Source organism: Candidatus Pelagibacter bacterium nBUS_27 (assembly GCF_051200985.1).
Lineage (GTDB): Bacteria > Pseudomonadota > Alphaproteobacteria > Pelagibacterales > Pelagibacteraceae > Pelagibacter.
The window spans coordinates 1,137,346-1,153,921 of record NZ_CP172845.1 but is presented as its reverse complement, the minus strand read 5'-3'; the positions used below and the strand labels follow the sequence as shown (position 1 = coordinate 1,153,921).

General features: G+C 28.3%; 15 protein-coding genes. 9 read left to right on the top strand and 6 right to left on the bottom strand.

Translation table 11 applies throughout. The features are described 5' to 3' along the window. Positions 1-137 precede the first annotated feature (137 nt). Complete coding sequence (locus ACIJYG_RS06200) at positions 138-701, top strand: ActR/PrrA/RegA family redox response regulator transcription factor (protein WP_435096419.1); 564 nt, start codon at positions 138-140, stop codon at positions 699-701. Here the strand turns inward: ACIJYG_RS06200 and ACIJYG_RS06195 are convergent. After that, a complete protein-coding gene (locus ACIJYG_RS06195; RefSeq protein ID WP_435096416.1) occupies positions 694-1,245 on the bottom strand; it encodes a biotin transporter BioY in 552 nt (183 codons plus the stop codon). The genes ACIJYG_RS06200 and ACIJYG_RS06195 overlap by 8 nt on opposite strands. A gap of 115 nt (positions 1,246-1,360) precedes the next feature. On the opposite strand from ACIJYG_RS06195, the gene polA reads away from it, so the two are divergent. Genes polA through ACIJYG_RS06160 form a run of 7 tightly spaced genes read left to right on the top strand, consistent with a single transcriptional unit; the run spans position 1,361 to position 9,853 of the window. Next, positions 1,361-4,135: a DNA polymerase I gene (gene polA / locus ACIJYG_RS06190; protein ID WP_435096413.1), complete on the top strand. Its 2,775-nt coding sequence runs from the start codon at positions 1,361-1,363 to the stop codon at positions 4,133-4,135. A 49-nt stretch (positions 4,136-4,184) separates the two neighbouring features. Continuing rightward, entirely contained in the window at positions 4,185-4,892 is a 708-nt protein-coding gene (locus ACIJYG_RS06185; RefSeq protein WP_435088097.1) for a response regulator transcription factor, read from the top strand. Continuing rightward, complete coding sequence (locus ACIJYG_RS06180; protein ID WP_435096410.1) at positions 4,892-6,433, top strand: ATP-binding protein; 1,542 nt, start codon at positions 4,892-4,894, stop codon at positions 6,431-6,433. Before ACIJYG_RS06185 ends, ACIJYG_RS06180 begins: the two co-directional genes overlap by 1 nt. A gap of 43 nt (positions 6,434-6,476) precedes the next feature. Then, positions 6,477-7,763 (top strand): adenosylhomocysteinase, encoded by a 1,287-nt coding sequence (gene ahcY, locus ACIJYG_RS06175; protein WP_435090024.1) that lies wholly within the window; start codon positions 6,477-6,479, stop codon positions 7,761-7,763. Continuing rightward, positions 7,747-8,202 carry a tRNA (adenosine(37)-N6)-threonylcarbamoyltransferase complex ATPase subunit type 1 TsaE gene (tsaE, locus tag ACIJYG_RS06170; RefSeq protein ID WP_435096407.1) on the top strand — a complete coding sequence of 152 codons (456 nt, stop codon included), beginning with the start codon at positions 7,747-7,749 and terminating at the stop codon, positions 8,200-8,202. Before ahcY ends, tsaE begins: the two co-directional genes overlap by 17 nt. A 9-nt stretch (positions 8,203-8,211) precedes the next feature. Continuing rightward, positions 8,212-9,162, top strand: a complete 951-nt coding sequence (locus ACIJYG_RS06165) for a phosphotransferase (protein ID WP_435096404.1) — start codon at positions 8,212-8,214, stop codon at positions 9,160-9,162. Position 9,163: 1 nt separating this feature from the next. After that, the gene (locus ACIJYG_RS06160) at positions 9,164-9,853 is read left to right on the top strand and encodes a nucleotidyltransferase family protein (RefSeq protein ID WP_435096401.1); all 690 of its coding nucleotides are present in this window, start codon (positions 9,164-9,166) and stop codon (positions 9,851-9,853) included. Here the strand turns inward: ACIJYG_RS06160 and ACIJYG_RS06155 are convergent. Next, a complete protein-coding gene (locus ACIJYG_RS06155) occupies positions 9,831-10,544 on the bottom strand; it encodes a 2,3-bisphosphoglycerate-dependent phosphoglycerate mutase (RefSeq protein ID WP_435096398.1) in 714 nt (237 codons plus the stop codon). The genes ACIJYG_RS06160 and ACIJYG_RS06155 overlap by 23 nt on opposite strands. A 50-nt stretch (positions 10,545-10,594) precedes the next feature. Between ACIJYG_RS06155 and ACIJYG_RS06150 the strand changes: the two genes are divergently transcribed. After that, positions 10,595-11,194, top strand: coding sequence for a lytic transglycosylase (locus ACIJYG_RS06150; protein ID WP_435096395.1), 600 nt, complete (start codon positions 10,595-10,597; stop codon positions 11,192-11,194). Here the strand turns inward: ACIJYG_RS06150 and ACIJYG_RS06145 are convergent. From ACIJYG_RS06145 to msrA, 4 genes are read right to left on the bottom strand one after another with little or no spacing between them, the layout of a single operon-like run. After that, the gene (locus ACIJYG_RS06145; RefSeq protein WP_435096392.1) at positions 11,184-14,312 is read right to left on the bottom strand and encodes an efflux RND transporter permease subunit; all 3,129 of its coding nucleotides are present in this window, start codon (positions 14,310-14,312) and stop codon (positions 11,184-11,186) included. The genes ACIJYG_RS06150 and ACIJYG_RS06145 overlap by 11 nt on opposite strands. A 4-nt stretch (positions 14,313-14,316) precedes the next feature. Beyond that, complete coding sequence (locus ACIJYG_RS06140; RefSeq protein WP_435088077.1) at positions 14,317-15,312, bottom strand: efflux RND transporter periplasmic adaptor subunit; 996 nt, start codon at positions 15,310-15,312, stop codon at positions 14,317-14,319. 3 nt (positions 15,313-15,315) lie between these two features. Then, the gene (locus ACIJYG_RS06135; RefSeq protein WP_435096389.1) at positions 15,316-16,128 is read right to left on the bottom strand and encodes a rhodanese-like domain-containing protein; all 813 of its coding nucleotides are present in this window, start codon (positions 16,126-16,128) and stop codon (positions 15,316-15,318) included. Between the two features lies 1 nt (position 16,129). Next, positions 16,130-16,573 (bottom strand): peptide-methionine (S)-S-oxide reductase MsrA, encoded by a 444-nt coding sequence (gene msrA / locus ACIJYG_RS06130; protein WP_435096386.1) that lies wholly within the window; start codon positions 16,571-16,573, stop codon positions 16,130-16,132. Between the last annotated feature and the right edge of the window lie 3 nt (positions 16,574-16,576).

The following is a 16,576-nucleotide window of genomic DNA, read 5'->3' as shown; positions in this document are numbered from 1 at the left end:
TCCAAAAAAAAATTTAATAAAAAAAAGCTTTTTATCTCTAAAAAACTTTAAAATTTCCTCCTATTAAGCCTATAGACTAATAATGTAAAGCAAATAATAGGTATTGAATTTTGATGGCTAATCACCATATTAGTTAAATGAAAGAACAAGTGGTCCTTAAAAATATTAACGATTTTGATAATAAATCTCTACTTATAGTTGATGATGACAATCCTTTTAGAGAAAGACTGGCAAGGGCCATGGAAAAAAAAGGATTTGAAGTTACTCAAGCAGAGAGTGTACAAAAAGGAGTAGAATCGGTTAAAGCGAAAAAGCCTGGTTTTGCGGTAGTAGACTTAAGACTTGGAGATGGTAACGGATTAGAGGTTGTAAAAGAAATTCAAAATACAAATAGCGAAAGTAGAATAATTATGCTGACTGGTTATGGAAATATTCCAACCGCAGTGGCAGCCATTAAAGAGGGTGCCATAGATTATCTTGCAAAGCCAGCTGATGCAGAGGATGTAGAAAAAGCTTTACTTGCAGATCCTGCAAAAAAAGCTGCTCCTCCAGAAAATCCAATGTCCGCAGATAGAGTGAAATGGGAACACATACACAGAGTATTTGAATTATGTAATAGAAATGTTTCTGAAACTGCAAGAAGATTAAAAATGCACAGAAGAACTCTTCAAAGAATTCTTTCTAAAAGATCACCTAGATAAAATTTCTAATTTTTAAAATCTGTTTTGTTGCTAAGGCTAAAATTATTATTTTAAAGATTTCTGCTAATAGAAATGGCTGAGCTCCTAAAGCTATAATTGGCTTGTCCCATCCAATAAGAGTTCCTAACCACAATAATCCAAACATATAAATCGTTGAAGTTGCTATTGTTAGTTTAGCCAAAATTAATAAAAGGCTGTCTTTGCTATTAACTTTTGACGCTAAATAGCCTGCAGTTAAAAAACCAATTAAATAACCCATTGTTGGGCCTGTAAAATAAATTAATCCAACCCCTTTTTCAGGAGAATTTGAAAAAACAGGTAAACCTAAAATTCCTTCAAATAAATACAACCCAATACTTGCAAGCCCCATTTTATATCCAAGACTTACACCCAAAAATAGAACCACAAATGTTTGCATAGTCATTGGAACTGGATAAAAAGGTATTTTAATTTTAGCAGATATAGTTAAAGCTATAGATCCAAGTATTATTGCCAACACTGATTTTATTAATTTAGTTTGTGATATATTTTTAGTTAACTCCATATCAAAATGATACTATCAAACATTAAAATAATCTAGATATAATTAATGATCTTAAAAAAAAGAAATTTTTTTATATACAGATTTTAATACGACTGTAATATTTAATGATATTTTAATGGATAAAATTCAAAAAACAGATCATTTTTACCTAATTGACGGCTCAGGATATATTTTTAGAGCCTATTATGCATTACCACCATTAACTAGAAAAAGTGATGGACTACCAACAGGTGCTGTTAGTGGATTTTGCAGTATGCTTTTTAAATTACTTGAAGACTCAAAGTCAGAGCAAAATTTACAAAAACCCTCACATTTTGCAGTAATTTTTGACTCAGCAAGAAAGACATTTAGAAATGATATTTATAGTGATTATAAGGCTAATCGTTCAGAGGCACCTGATGATTTGGCGCCTCAATTTGAGTATATCAGAAAGTCAGTACTAGCTTTCAACTTACCATCGGTTGATCTACCCAATTATGAAGCGGATGATTTAATTGCTACTTATGTGGAAAAAATACTGAAGAAAGGAGCTAAAGTTACAATTGTTTCGTCAGACAAAGATTTGATGCAATTATATAAAAAAGGTGTTCGAATTTTTGATCCTATGAAAAATAAATTTATTTCAGAAGAAGATATTTTTACAAAATTTGGAGTTGATGCAGCAAAAGTGATCGATGTACAGTCTCTCGCCGGTGATAGTAGTGATAATGTTCCAGGTGTACCTGGAATAGGAGTTAAAACAGCTGCTGAACTGATTAATAAATACGGAACTTTAGAAAAACTTTTAAAGTCAGCTAGCGAAATAAAACAAAATAAAAGAAGAGAAACATTAATTGAAAATAAAGATAAGGCATTGGTTAGTAAAAAACTTGTAACATTAATGAAAGATGTTCCAACCAACAGAGATTTGACAGAGTTCAGACTAAAAGAAATAGATAAAGATAAACTTTATACATTTTTAAGAGAGATGGAATTTAACCGACTTTTAAGTTCTGTTATTTCTGCATATGGTGAACCAAAACTAAAAGACATATCTGATAAAATAAAAGCTTCAGAAAAACATCAACCAATCAATAATAAAAACTATCACTTAATTAGTAATCCTGATCAAATAGATGAATGGATAAAAGAAGCTGAAGAAGTAGGAGAGGTTGCAGTGGATACAGAAACAAATTCTTTAGATCCACATCAAGCAGATTTAATAGGTGTTTCTCTATGTTCTAAAATTGGTAAAGCTTGTTATATTCCAATTGGACATAAATCATCAAAATGTATCAAGAAAGATATTGTCATTAAAAAATTAAAACCTTTATTAGAAGACCCAAGTGTTAAGAAAATTGGTCAAAATATCAAGTTTGATTTTATAGTTTTATATAAACAAGGAATAACAATTTCATCAATGGAAGATACAATGCTTATGTCTTATGTGTTAGATGCAGGAAAAAATAGACATAATATGGATATACTTTCAGAAATTCATTTAGGACATAAAACAATATCTTTTAAAGAAATCGTTGGAACTGGAAAGAAAGAGATAAATTTTAGTGATGTAGAGGTTGATAAAGCTAAAGATTATGCAGCAGAAGATGCTGATATAACTTTTAGATTATATAAAAAATTTATTAAAAATTTAAAGTTAGAAAAAATGGTAAATATTTATGAAATATTTGAAAAACCATTAATTAAAATCCTAGCCTTTATGGAAATGGAAGGAATTGAGGTTGATAGCAAATTTTTAAAATCACTTTCTTCAAAATTTGAAAAAAAAATTAAGAATTTAGAAAAAGAAGTTTTTAAAATTTCAAAAAAAGAATTTAATATAGCCTCACCAAAGCAATTAGGTGAAATTATTTATAATGATTTAAAGATTGCAGGTTTAAAAAAAACAAAAAAAGGAAGCTTTGCAACAAGTGCAAGTGTTTTAGAAGATTTAGCTTTTAAAGGGCATAAATTTCCACAAATAGTTTTAGATTGGAGACAAGTATCAAAACTAAAAAATACTTACTCAGATTCTTTACCAGAACACATTAATCCTGCAACAAAAAGGGTACATACTTCTTTCTTATTAGCAGCAACAACAACTGGTAGATTGGCATCAAGTGATCCAAATTTACAAAATATTCCAATTAAATCAGAAGATGGAAAAGATATCAGAAAAGCTTTTGCTGCAAAAAAAGATCATTTGTTAATTTCAGCAGATTACAATCAAATTGAAATGAGAATTTTAGCAGATTTAGCAGATGTTAAAGAGCTTAAAAAAGCTTTTAAGAATAATGAAGACATACATTCATTAACAGCTAGCCAGATTTTTAATATTGATATTAAAAAAGTAAATCAAGATCATCGAAGAAAAGCTAAAGCAATTAACTTTGGAATTATTTATGGAATTTCACAATATGGCTTAGCAAAACAAATTAATGTTTCAAACTATGAGGCAGAAGAATTTTTAAATGCATACTTTGGAAAATTTCCAGAAATAAAAGTTTATATGGATAGTACTATTAAGTTTTGTAGAAAAAGTGGTTATGTAAATAATATTTTTGGTAGAAGATCTCATTTCAATGGAATTAATGATAAAAACTTCAATGTGAGAAATTTTCAAGAACGAGCTGCAATCAATGCGCCTATACAAGGGTCAGCATCAGAAATTATGCGTTTAGCAATGATTAGATTAGACAAAAAATTGTTAGAACAAAAAAACATTAAATCTAAAATGCTTTTACAAATCCATGATGAATTAATATTTGAGGTACCAAAAAAAGATGAAAAAATGATGATCAAATTAATAAAAGAAGAAATGACCAGTGTTGCACAAAGTGATTATCATTCATTTTCAACTCCACTAACTGTTGATGTTAATGTTGGAGATAATTGGGGAATGCTTCATTAATTTTATTAGATTGCCCAATTTAGAACAATTTAGTATTTTTATATAAGGAATGCATAAACAAACTATAGCTTTAATAGATGATGATAGAAATATTCTAACTAGTTTAAGTATAGCTTTAGAAAAAGAAGGTTTTACAGTTCAAACCTATATAGATGGAGAAGGTGCATTAATTGGTCTAACTAGAACACCTCCTGATTTAGCAGTTATCGATATAAAGATGCCTAAAATGGATGGAGAAGAATTGCTTAAAAAACTTAGAAAAAAAACATCTCTACCAGTAATTTTTTTGACATCCAAAGACGATGAAATTGATGAGTTGCTTGGATTGAAATTAGGAGCAGATGATTTTGTAAAAAAATCTGGAGGTTTTTCAATTAAAGTTTTGATTGAAAGAATTAGAGTTCAGCTAAGAAAAAAAGATACGAATAATATTTTAGAGGAAAATAAAAGTTTAATTTCACACGGTAAGCTAAAATTAGACCCATCTCAACTTGAGTGTGAGTGGAACAGTAAACAGCTCCCGGACAAGTTAACTACAACAGAATTTTTAATTGTTAAAGAGTTAGCAAAAAGACCTGGGATTATTAAAGAACGAGCACAATTAATGGATATTGCTTATAGAGAAGACACTGATATTGAAGATAGAACTATCGATAGTCATGTTAAAAGAATTCGTAAAAAATTCAAAAAAGTAGACCCTGATTTTTCAGCTATTGAAACTAGATATGGTAGTGGATATAGATGGAATGTTAGCTAATGTTTAGTAAATACTTAAAAAATCTATCTATATTAAAAAAATTTTTATTTATAAATTTTATAATCTTTACAATAATTAGTTTATTTACAATTATTTATCTAAATAATGTTCAACCTAATTTAATTAAAAAGAAATCAGTAAAACACTTAAATGTAATAGATAATACAATTAATACTCTTCAAAGATTGGACGTAAAATTTAATCCTGATGATATTAGGAAGTTTTTATTTTCAACACGTTTTATATTTCAAAACCTTGATAGAGTAATCTTTTTTGATAATGATTTAAATATAGTAGGTGACACAGACACCTTAGATCTTGATCCAAGATCTTTTTCTACAAGATTAGATGAAATTGAATTTGAAAGTTTGAATGATAATGAAAATGACAAAAATAATACAAATGAAAATAATAATTTAACTGAAAATAAAAACTTTCCTTATGAAAAAATATTAAAAAAATACTTAAATTCCGACGCTTATGGAAATTCTTACACATTCATACAGGAGGATCTTAATCAATTTAAATTAATTACAATTAAAAATGTAATTAAAGATAATTCTAATATTGGATACATTGCCATTACTGAAAATGCCAATGATATCAAAATAGCCACTGATGAAAGGAAAGCTTTTGTTATTAGAACTGCAGTTGCTGTAGGTTTTGTAATTCTTATTTTTTCTTTTGTTTTGAGTAGATATTTTATTAAACCAATACAAAACCTTGTAAGCTATACAAAAGTTATTAAAGACAAAAGTCAAACCAAAACAAATATTGAAAGTTTAAAAAGTCGTAATGATGAATTAGGACTTTTATCAAATTCACTGGATGATATGACAATTGAACTTCAAAAAAGAGTCGCTCATGCTGAGAATTTTTCCACAGATCTAGTTCATGAAATAAGAAACCCACTTGCATCTTTAAAAAGTGCTTCTGAGATATTGCAAGACAGTAACAATTCTGAACAACGATTAAAATTATTGAATATTCTTAGCCATGATGTTTTGAGAATTGAAAGATTAATAACTGATTATTCACAGATGTTAAGAGATGAAGTAGCTCTTAGTAAAGAAAAGATGAAAAAAATCAATATAGAGCCAATTATTCAATCTGTTGTAGATGATTATAACAACATCCAAGGAGTTAAAAAAAATATTAAAATTAATTATGAAAATGACGGCAATGAAAAATATATCATTAATGGTATCGAAAACCGAATTGAGCAAATAATTGCTAATTTATTGGATAATTCAATTTCATTTTGTAAAGAGGGAGAAAATATTTTTGTAAATATATCTAATACTGCAAATAAAAAAATTTTGGTTAAAATTATTGATGATGGCCAAGGCTTTAAAGAGATAGATACATCAAAAGTATTCAAAAGATTTTATAGCAATAGACCAGATAAATTTGGAGAACATTCAGGTCTTGGATTGAATATTGTTAAAAATTTAGTTGATCTCCATGATGGTGAAATTGTAGCATCAAATCGATTAGATAGAGATGGTGCTATCGTAGAGATAAATTTTCCAAGCGCTTAATCTTATCTTGATTAATTTGTTGTTAACTGTATAAAACTTTTCCATGGAAGATTTTAAAGTCAAAGATATATCATCAGCTGAATTTGGTAGAAAAGAAATCTCAATAGCAGAGAGTGAAATGCCAGGATTAATGGCTTTAAGAGAAGAGTATTCAAAAACTAAACCATTAACAGGAGCAAGAATTATTGGTTGTTTGCATATGACTATTCAGACAGCTGTATTGATAGAAACATTGGTTGCTTTAGGAGCTGAGGTAAGATGGTCTTCGTGTAATATTTTTTCAACTCAGGATCATGCAGCTTCTGCGATCGCCAAGGCTGGAATACCTGTTTATGCATGGAAGGGTGAGACTGAAGAGGAATATCTCTGGTGTATCAAACAAACTATTATTGGCAAACCTGATTGGAAACCAAATATGCTTTTAGATGATGGCGGTGATTTAACTGCAATCATGCATAATGAATATAAAGATTTGATGAAAGATATAAAAGGAGTTTCAGAAGAGACTACTACAGGAATAAAAGCTTTAAATAAGATGGAAAAAGATAATTCTCTTTTAGTGCCAGCGATTAATGTTAATGACTCAGTTACTAAATCAAAATTTGATAATTTATATGGCTGCAGAGAAAGTTTAGTAGATGGAATTAGAAGAGCAACAGATGTAATGATGTCAGGAAAAATTGCAATCGTAGCGGGCTTTGGAGATGTAGGTAAAGGAAGTGCAGCATCATTAAGACAAAGTGGAGCAAGAGTTTTAGTTACTGAAGCAGATCCAATCTGTGCATTACAGGCTGCAATGGAAGGATATGAAGTTGTTTTGATGGAAGAAGCTATTAGCAGAGCTGATATCGTTGTAACAGCCACAGGAAATAAAGATATTGTTACTGCTGACCATATGAGGGATATGAAAGATAGAGCAATTTTATGTAATATTGGTCACTTTGATAATGAAATTCAAGTTGAAGCTCTTAAAAATTATAAATGGAGTGAAGTTAAACCACAAGTTCACGAAATAGAATTGCCTAGCAAAAAAAGAATTATTCTATTGGCAGAAGGTAGACTAGTAAATTTAGGTTGTGCAACTGGACATCCAAGTTTTGTTATGAGCGCTTCATTTACAAACCAAGTAATTGCACAGATTGAGCTTTGGAATAATCATAAAAATTATGAAAATAAAGTTTATGTTCTTCCTAAACATTTGGATGAAAAAGTTGCAACTCTTCATTTAAAAAAAGTTGGAGCTAAACTTACAAAATTATCCAAAGAACAAGCAGATTATATAAGTGTTGGGACTGAAGGTCCATTCAAACCAGATGCCTATCGCTATTAAAAATAGCATAATAGATATATCCTCAGAAGAGACGACCAAAGAATTAGCTAAGAATTTTTCCAATTATCTGAAAGGTGGCGAAGTAATATTTTTATATGGAGAAATGGGGGTAGGTAAAACTACTTTTGTAAAATATTTAATTAATCAATTTCAAATAAAAAAAAAATTACAAACTACAGAAGTGACAAGTCCAACTTTTAACTTACTTAATGAATATGAGACAGATGATTTAATTATTAAACATTATGACCTATTTAGATTGAAAGATAAGTCTGAAGTTAAGAATTTAGATCTATTTGATAATAATCAAAATACAATAACACTTATTGAGTGGCCAGAATTAATTAATAAAGTAAACTTTAACAAGACCATAGATTTAATTTTTAACTATGAAAATGAATTAAATAATAGATCTGTTAAAATTGATGGTCTAGACTGATCTTTTAATATGAAACTTTCAAAAGATTTTAGGGAAATTAAAGGAGATGCTTCTTTTAGAAAATTTTATAGAAATACTAAAAAAAATTCAATCATAGTGTTTTCAAATAGAGAAAAAATTAAAAATTTATTAGTTTATGACTCAATTAATAAAATCTTAATTAAAAATAATATAATTGCCCCCAAGTTATTAAGTCAAAATTATAAAAAGAATTATATTGAAATACAAGATTTGGGAAAAAAAACTATTTATCAAATATTTTCAAGAAATAAAAAAAATCAATATTTAATATTTAAGAAAATAGTTAATATTTTAAATAAAATACAATTAATAAAAGATAAAAAAATCAAAAATTTCAGAAATAAATTTTACCTGATTAAAGATTATAAAAGTAAAATCTTATTAGATGAAGCAAAGTTATTTAGTTATTGGTATGTTCCAAAAAAATTAAATAAAAAAAAAATCAATATATTCAATAGTAAATTTAATAAAGAAATTAAGTTGGTATTATCAAAACTAAACTTTAAAAATGATACTTTTGTTCATAGAGATTTTCATGTTTCAAACTTAATCATAAACTCCAAAAATCAAATTGGATTAATTGATAATCAAGATGCTCTTATTGGAAACAAAGCCTATGATTTAGCGTCCTTAATTGATGATGTCAGATATAAATCATCCAATTTATTAAAAGATAAGGTGTACAACTATTATTTAAACACTAATAAAACAATTGATGTAAATAAATTCAAAAATGATTTTGATATTTTATCTGTTCTTAGAAATTTAAAAATTATTGGAATATTCATGAGATTGGCAGAAAGAGATAAGAAAAGAAAATATTTAAAACTTATTCCATATGCCTGGAATATGATTGATAGCAGGATGAGTAAAAATAAAGACTTAATTAATTTGAAGTTGTTATTGGCAACTAATTTCCCTAAATTTATAACTAAGTAAAATGAAAATTAATACAGCCTTTATTTTATGTGCGGGATTTGGAAAAAGATTAAATCCGCTAACGCTAGACACTCCCAAACCTTTGATCAAATTAAACAATATTGCAGTGCTTGAAACTTGTATTAATCTAATCGAAAGTTTAGGTATACAGAAAATTATTCTCAATACTTTTTATTTAAAAGATCAAATTCATGATTTTATAAATAATAAAAAATTTAAATCTAAAATTTCAATTATTGAAGATGGTGAGAGTATTCTTGATACAGGTGGTGGAATAAGCAATATGATGAAACATTCAAGTGAAGATAATGTTTTAATATTTAACCCAGATACAATATGGAAGAAAAATTATTTTAATGAAATTATTGAAATGGAAAATATGTATTTTTCCAAAAAACTAAAAAATATACTTTTATTAGTAAAAAAGGAATTAAGTTTTGATAAAAATTTAAATGGTGATTTTGATCTTAAAGAAAATTTAATAATAAAAAATGATGAAAGTAAATTTATTTATACAGGTTGCCAAATTATAAATAAAAAACTTCTTTCTGATTACAAAGATAAAAATTTTTCAATAACAAATGTATGGAACGATCTAATTGAAAAAGAAGAACTATATGGATTTGAGACTGATAATGATTTTTATCATTTAACTGATCTTGAAACTTTTAAAAAACTACAAGATCTTTAGCTCTTTCTTTATCTAAGTATTTGCAATCTGTAATTTTATTCTCTTCATCTAATTTTATTACAAGTGGATTTCCAGTTGGAATCTCCAATTTAGATATTTGATTTTCATCTAATTTAAATAAATATTTACATAATGCTCTAATCGAATTTCCATGTGCAGATATTAAAATATTATTGTTAGAAATCTCATTTTCAATTTCTTGTTTATAAAACTCTAATACTCTTTCATAAGTATCTTTAAGAGACTCCGTATCAGGAATTCTATTAATTGGTATTTCTTTATAGGTATCAATATTAATAGGGTGATAAGGATTGTTTTTATCTAAAGGGTCTGGTCGCAAATCCCATGAACGTCTAAATTGATGAACTTTTTCTTCACCAAGTTTTACTTTCATTTCATCTTTATTTAAGCCTGTGAGAGCTCCATAATGTCTTTCATTCAGTTGCCAAGCTTCTTTTGAAACTTTCGTATCCTGTAATGCGTGTTTTATTAATTTTAAGGTATTTTTTGCTCTTAATTGAAAAGATGAATAATAAATATCGATATTTATATTTTTCGTTTTTATCAGTTCACCAGCTTTTGTGGCCTCTAATTTGCCAATTTTGGTCAAGTCTACATCAACCCATCCTGTGAATTTTTTTTCAAGATTCCATACACTCTGGCCATGTCTAACTAAAATTAAATAACTCATTTCTTAATCTTTTAATTTAATTTATAAAATATAACTACCAATTAAATCATATGAAGTTTTTAAAAATTAATTCATTATTAATAATATTGTTTTTTATTTCAGCTTGTTCTTCAATACCATCAAATACCTCAAATAGTTGCTCAATATTTAACGAACGATATTTATGGTTTAAGCACGCAAATAAATCAGAAAAAAAATGGGGAACTCCTGTTTATTTGCAGCTTGCAATTATAAAAATGGAATCAGATTTTGATTGGCTTGCAAAACCCCCTAGACAAAAACTTTTTAAAGTAATTCCTTATAAAAGGCCATCAAGTTCATTTGGATATTCTCAAGCTGTAAATGGTACCTGGGAACAATATAAAAAAGAAACAGGAAATAAACTAGCAGTTAGAACTAGGTTTAAGGATAGTGTTGATTTTATTGGTTGGTACACTAAAAAATCTAGCGCTATTTTGAAAATTTCTAAAAATGATGCTTTTAAACAATATGTTGCTTATCACGAAGGATGGGGAAATTATAAACATTATAAAAAAAATAAAAAAATAATTAATTTGGCAAAAAAGGTTGAGAAACAATCTAATGTTTATAAAAATCAGCTAAAAGAATGTGGCACCTCACTGAGCAAAAATAAATATATTATTTTTTAGATAATTCTCTTTTTAACTCTAAATCAACCGAGTCTATTCTTTTACTATTTCTGGCAAGTGCCAAGTACATTGTTGGTGTCACATATAGTGTAAAGAAAGTAGAAATTATCATTCCTCCAAGAATAGTTGCTCCAACAGCTAGTCTAGATGCTTCTCCAGCTCCTGGTCCAATATTTCCAATTACTAAAGGCATCATTGCTATCATGGTACTTATAGATGTCATCATAATTGGTCTAAATCTTAAACTAGATGCTTCTTTTACTGAGCTTACCAAATCTTTACCTGTCGTTCTTATTTGATTAGCATAATCTACAATTAAAATACTATTTTTAGTTGATATCCCAATTAAAATTACAAGAGCAATTTGAGAAAAAATATTTATTGAGCTATTTAAAAATAAAATAAAAACTAAACCACCAAAAACAGCCAATGGCACTGTAAGCATAATTATAAATGGGTGGACAAAAGAGTTAAATGTTGCAGCCATTACTAAATATGCTGTGAGTAAACCAAGTGCAAAAATAATATAAAGTTCATTGGTAGTTTCTTTGATCTCTTCAGACTCACCTTTCCAAGTAATTTGGTTTGTGGGCGCAACTTCTGACATAATATTTTCCAGATATTCAATTGCCTCAAATAACGAGTAATTTGGATTTACATTCGCTGATATTGTTACTGCTCTTTGTCTATCGTATCTTGCTAGTACTTTTGCAGACCCTTCTTCTTTTAAATCAACTAAGTTTGATAGTGAGATTAATTCACCAGTTATACTAGATCTTACAAATAGCTTGCTCAAACTATCTTTATCTTTTCTATCAACAAGATATTGCTGAAGAATAATTGGATATTCTTTTCCTAATTTATTAAATGTAGTAACTCTTTTACCACCATATAAAGTTTCTAATGTCTGCCCAATAGATCTAGTCGATATTCCTAAATCTTTAGCTTTATTTTTATTTATAACTAATTTTACTTCTGGTTTATTCCTATTAAAATCTGACTCGATTCTTGACAATCCTCTATTTCTTCTAAGTTTACTTATAACTTCTTTTTGAATACCTTCTAATTCTTCGTAGGTACTTCCTAAAATTACCATTTGGACTGGTTTATTGTAATTGGAAATCCTTATCCCTTGAGGTGAAATTGGAAAAGCTAAAGTTTGAGGTACAGTTACTATCTTGCCTATAGCTTGTCTCATGATTGTCATTGCATCTTTATCTCGTTTTTTCCAATCATCTAATAAAGCAATTATAATAAAACTATTAAATGAATTTGCAGAGCTTCCAAAACCTGGAACTCTCATGATGAATCTATTGTAAGGACTATCTTCAGCCTGTAGCAATGGAAGCAATCTCTTTTCTACATCTTGAGCTTTTTGTTGTGTATAATCAAACGAACTTCCTTCATCTGTAAAACCAATAACTAAATAAACACCCCTATCTTCTTTTGGAAGAAGCTCTTTGGTTGTGTACATAAATAAAGCCACAGATCCAGCTATAATTAAAAAAATAAAAGTTATTATCGTTTTCTTTTTATTAATCCAATAGTTTAATGTTTCTTTATAAAAATTAGAAAAACCATGAAAAAAAATGTTAAATTTTTTAACAAAGAATCCGGAACTAGCTTTTTTATCTAAAAATTTGCTCGCAAGCATTGGTGACAAAGTTAAAGCAACAAATGACGATACAACAATTGAAAAAGATAAAGCTATAGCAGTCTCTCTAAATAAAGTTCCTGATATTCCCTTAATAAAAATCAATGGAATAAAAACAGCAAGTAAAATTAAAGTTGTTGCAACAATTGCAAAAGTAATTTGTTTAGACCCTTTATATGCAGCAACTAATGGATTTTCTCCATTTTCTATTCTTCTATATATTGCATCTGTCATAATAACAGAGTCATCAGTTATAATTCCAATTGCGAGTATAAAGCTTAGAAGCACAAAAATATTTATTGATAAATCAAATAAATAAATACCTAAAAATGATGCAATTAAGCTAACTGGTAGAGCAACAGCAGGAACTATTACTGCTTTAATATTACCTAAAAATAAATAAATTATTATTACAACCAAAACAAATGCAATTGCTAGAGTTTTATAAACTTCATCAATTGCTGCCTTAACATATGTGGCTCTGTTAAATGAAACTTCTAACTTGAGACCTTCTGGTAAAGTTTTTCTAACTTCAACAATTTTTTTTTGGATTTCTTTTGATAGCTCAACTGTTGAGGCACCACTCTTGGCATAAATCCCAATACCAACTGTTTTTTGATTTAAATTATTTTTACTTTGAGCTTTAAATAATGTTTTTTCAGAAACAGGACCTAATTCTACATTTGCAACATCTGATAATCTAACTATTTTATCTTTTGTTCTTTTAATAGGTAAAAATTTTAATTCATCAATGTTGTTATAGGATTTATCTAAATTAATTGTTAGATCTATATTATCTGCTTCCAAAGTTCCAGCAGGCAGACTTATGTTTTCATTTCTAAGTGCATTTTCTACTTCCTGAATAGTCATATCATTTGCAGCTAGCTTAATAGGATCAATCCAAACTCTAACACTTAGTTCTCTAAGACCTCCCAGTAGAATTCTTCCAACATTTTTTACACTTGAGAAAGAATCCACTAAATATCTATCTGCATAATCGCCAAGTTCTAAATCCGACCATGTTGAAGACGAAACAGAAAGCCACATTGTTGTGGTAAAACCTGCTGCTTGTTTTAATATTTGTGGAGCATCTGCTTCAGAAGGAAGATTATCAACTACTCTAGCCACTCTTTCTCTTATGTCATTTGCAGCATCATCAAGCTCAATATCTGTATCAAACTCGATGTTAATACTACTTCTTCCGTTTTCAGACTTAGAGTCAATATTCTTAATTCCTTCTGCTCCTCCAATAACATCTTCGATAACCTGAGTTATTTCTTGATCTACAATTGGAGCTGACGCAGATTTATAATCAACTTTAACTTGTACTACAGGTGGCTGTAAACCATCAGGTAGCTCTCTTACCGGCAGTTCAGAATAAACAAATAAACCAAATACAATAAGTATTAAAGATAGAACCCATGCTACTACAGGTCGTTTTATGCTTACTTCGGTGATGTACATTTATTTATTTTTTCTCTGTCTCAGATTTTTTAAATGGGTTTAATTTTTTTAACCAATCAAACTTACTTTTTTTCTGCTCTGTCTTAGCTGGCTTACCTTTTTTCTTCCAACTTGATGACTTTGGTTTTGAACCATATTTAATTGGTTTTATTTTTCCATTAGGTCTTGTTTTTTTTAGACCTTCAGCAACTACTGTGTCACCATCTTCAAGACCAGATTTAATTTCTACAATTCCTTTTTTTCTTAAGCCAATTTCTACTGCTACTTTTTTTACAGTATTTTCTTTGTCTACTTTATATACATAAACATTATCACCCTCCATTAGCAAACTAGTATCAAGAATGCTTAACGAGTTTCTCTCATTGTAGTTAATAGAGATCTCTAATAGCGACCCAGATAAAAGTTCATTGTCAGGGTTATCAAGTTTAATTCTAACTGGAAGAGATCTTTTATTTGTATCAATTCTGCTTGCAGTAGATTCTACAGTTCCAGAGTATTTTTTAAGAGCATTTCCAGAAAATTTTATATTTACGTTTTGACCTTTTTTTACATATGGCGCAAACGTTTCAGGTATATCTACATCAACAAATAGAACTGAAGTATCTTCTAAATTTAGTATAATTGAACTCTTTGATACATCTATATCATTAGAAAAATCTCGTTTACCAATAATTCCATCGAAAGGAGTGGTTATGTTTCTATTCTTTAATTTTGCAATTACATCTCCTGTTTTAACTTTTGTATTAAATTTAATCGGCTCTAAAATCTCATATTTTTCAATATTAAAGGATTTAATTTGTGCTGGAACTGCAGTACCAAATGTCTCAATAGTGTTTTGAAATAATTTTTGTTCAACCACTTGAACAATTATTCCTGGGGGTGGTCTTTTGCTAAATTTTTTCTTAAAATGATTACCAATCATTGTTCTAGCAATGATTACTGCTGCAATGATAAAAAAGAAGATTAATACTATTGATATAATTTTTGTTGATCTTTTCATAATTTAACTCTTTCCATACTCAGACCATGAGCCATCGTAAATTGTGGGCATATATTTATCATTTATTATTGAATAAGCTAGTGCCAATACGCTCGCAGTTACTCCAGATCCACAAGAAAATACTAGGTTTTTATTTATATCAAATCCTACTGAATTAAATTTTTTTATAATTTCATCTTTGTTAATAAATGTATGATCCTCATTTATTAATTCAGAAAAAGGGATACAAAAAGAATTTTCGATAGATCCACTTTTTAAGCCTTTTCTTGGCTCTACAACTTTTCCTTCAAATCTTTCTTTGCTTCTAGCGTCGACAACTTCAAATTCTTTTTTTTGAATATTTTCATCTATTTCTTTTTTATTTTTAACAAGTTGCTTATTTTCTTCTGCTTTATAAATTGATACTTTTAAATTTGTTTGTTTGCTGTCTGTTAATTTATTTTCATTTTTCCACTTCTTTAAACCACCGTTTAATACATGAACTTTTTTTGGGTTATGACCAAAATAAATTAGATTATACCAACATCTACAGGAACTTATAACATCTGAGTTGTCATAAATTACTATTTCATCATTATTTTCTATTCCCATGTTACTTACAATTACTTCCCATGATTTTGCATCAGTTAACATGTGAGGCAAATCTGTATTTAACTTTGAATTTTTATCTAGATCAAAAAAAATAGCATTTGGAATATGCTCCTTACGATATTCAATAAAACCATTTCTTTTTGTTTGTGGCATATGCCAAGAGCAGTCAATAATCTTAACTTTATTTATATTTTCTTCTAGCCAATTTGTATCTACTAATGACATTTTATCTCTTTTCTAAATATTTTTGATGATATTCTTCTGCAGGACAATAATTTTTTACCATAGAAATTTTTGTAACAATTTTTCCAGATAATTTTTTATTTTCCTCATTGGTAATTTTTTCAGCAATTTGTTTCTGTTGATCATTAAAATGAAATATTTCACTTCTATACTGAGTCCCAAAGTCTGGACCTTGAGAGTTTAAGGTGGTTGGATCATGAATTTCATAAAAATATTTGATAATTTTTTCATATGAAATTAATCTAGGATCAAATTCTAATTTTACTACTTCAGCATGGTTAGTAGTGCCTGAACAAACTTCTTTATAGTTAGTTTTACTGCTGTCACCACCACAGTAACCCACTTCAGTTTTTAGAATTCCTTCAAGCTTGTTAAACTTAACTTCAGGTCCCCAAAAACATCCTAGTGCTAAAATTGCTATTTCCATTGA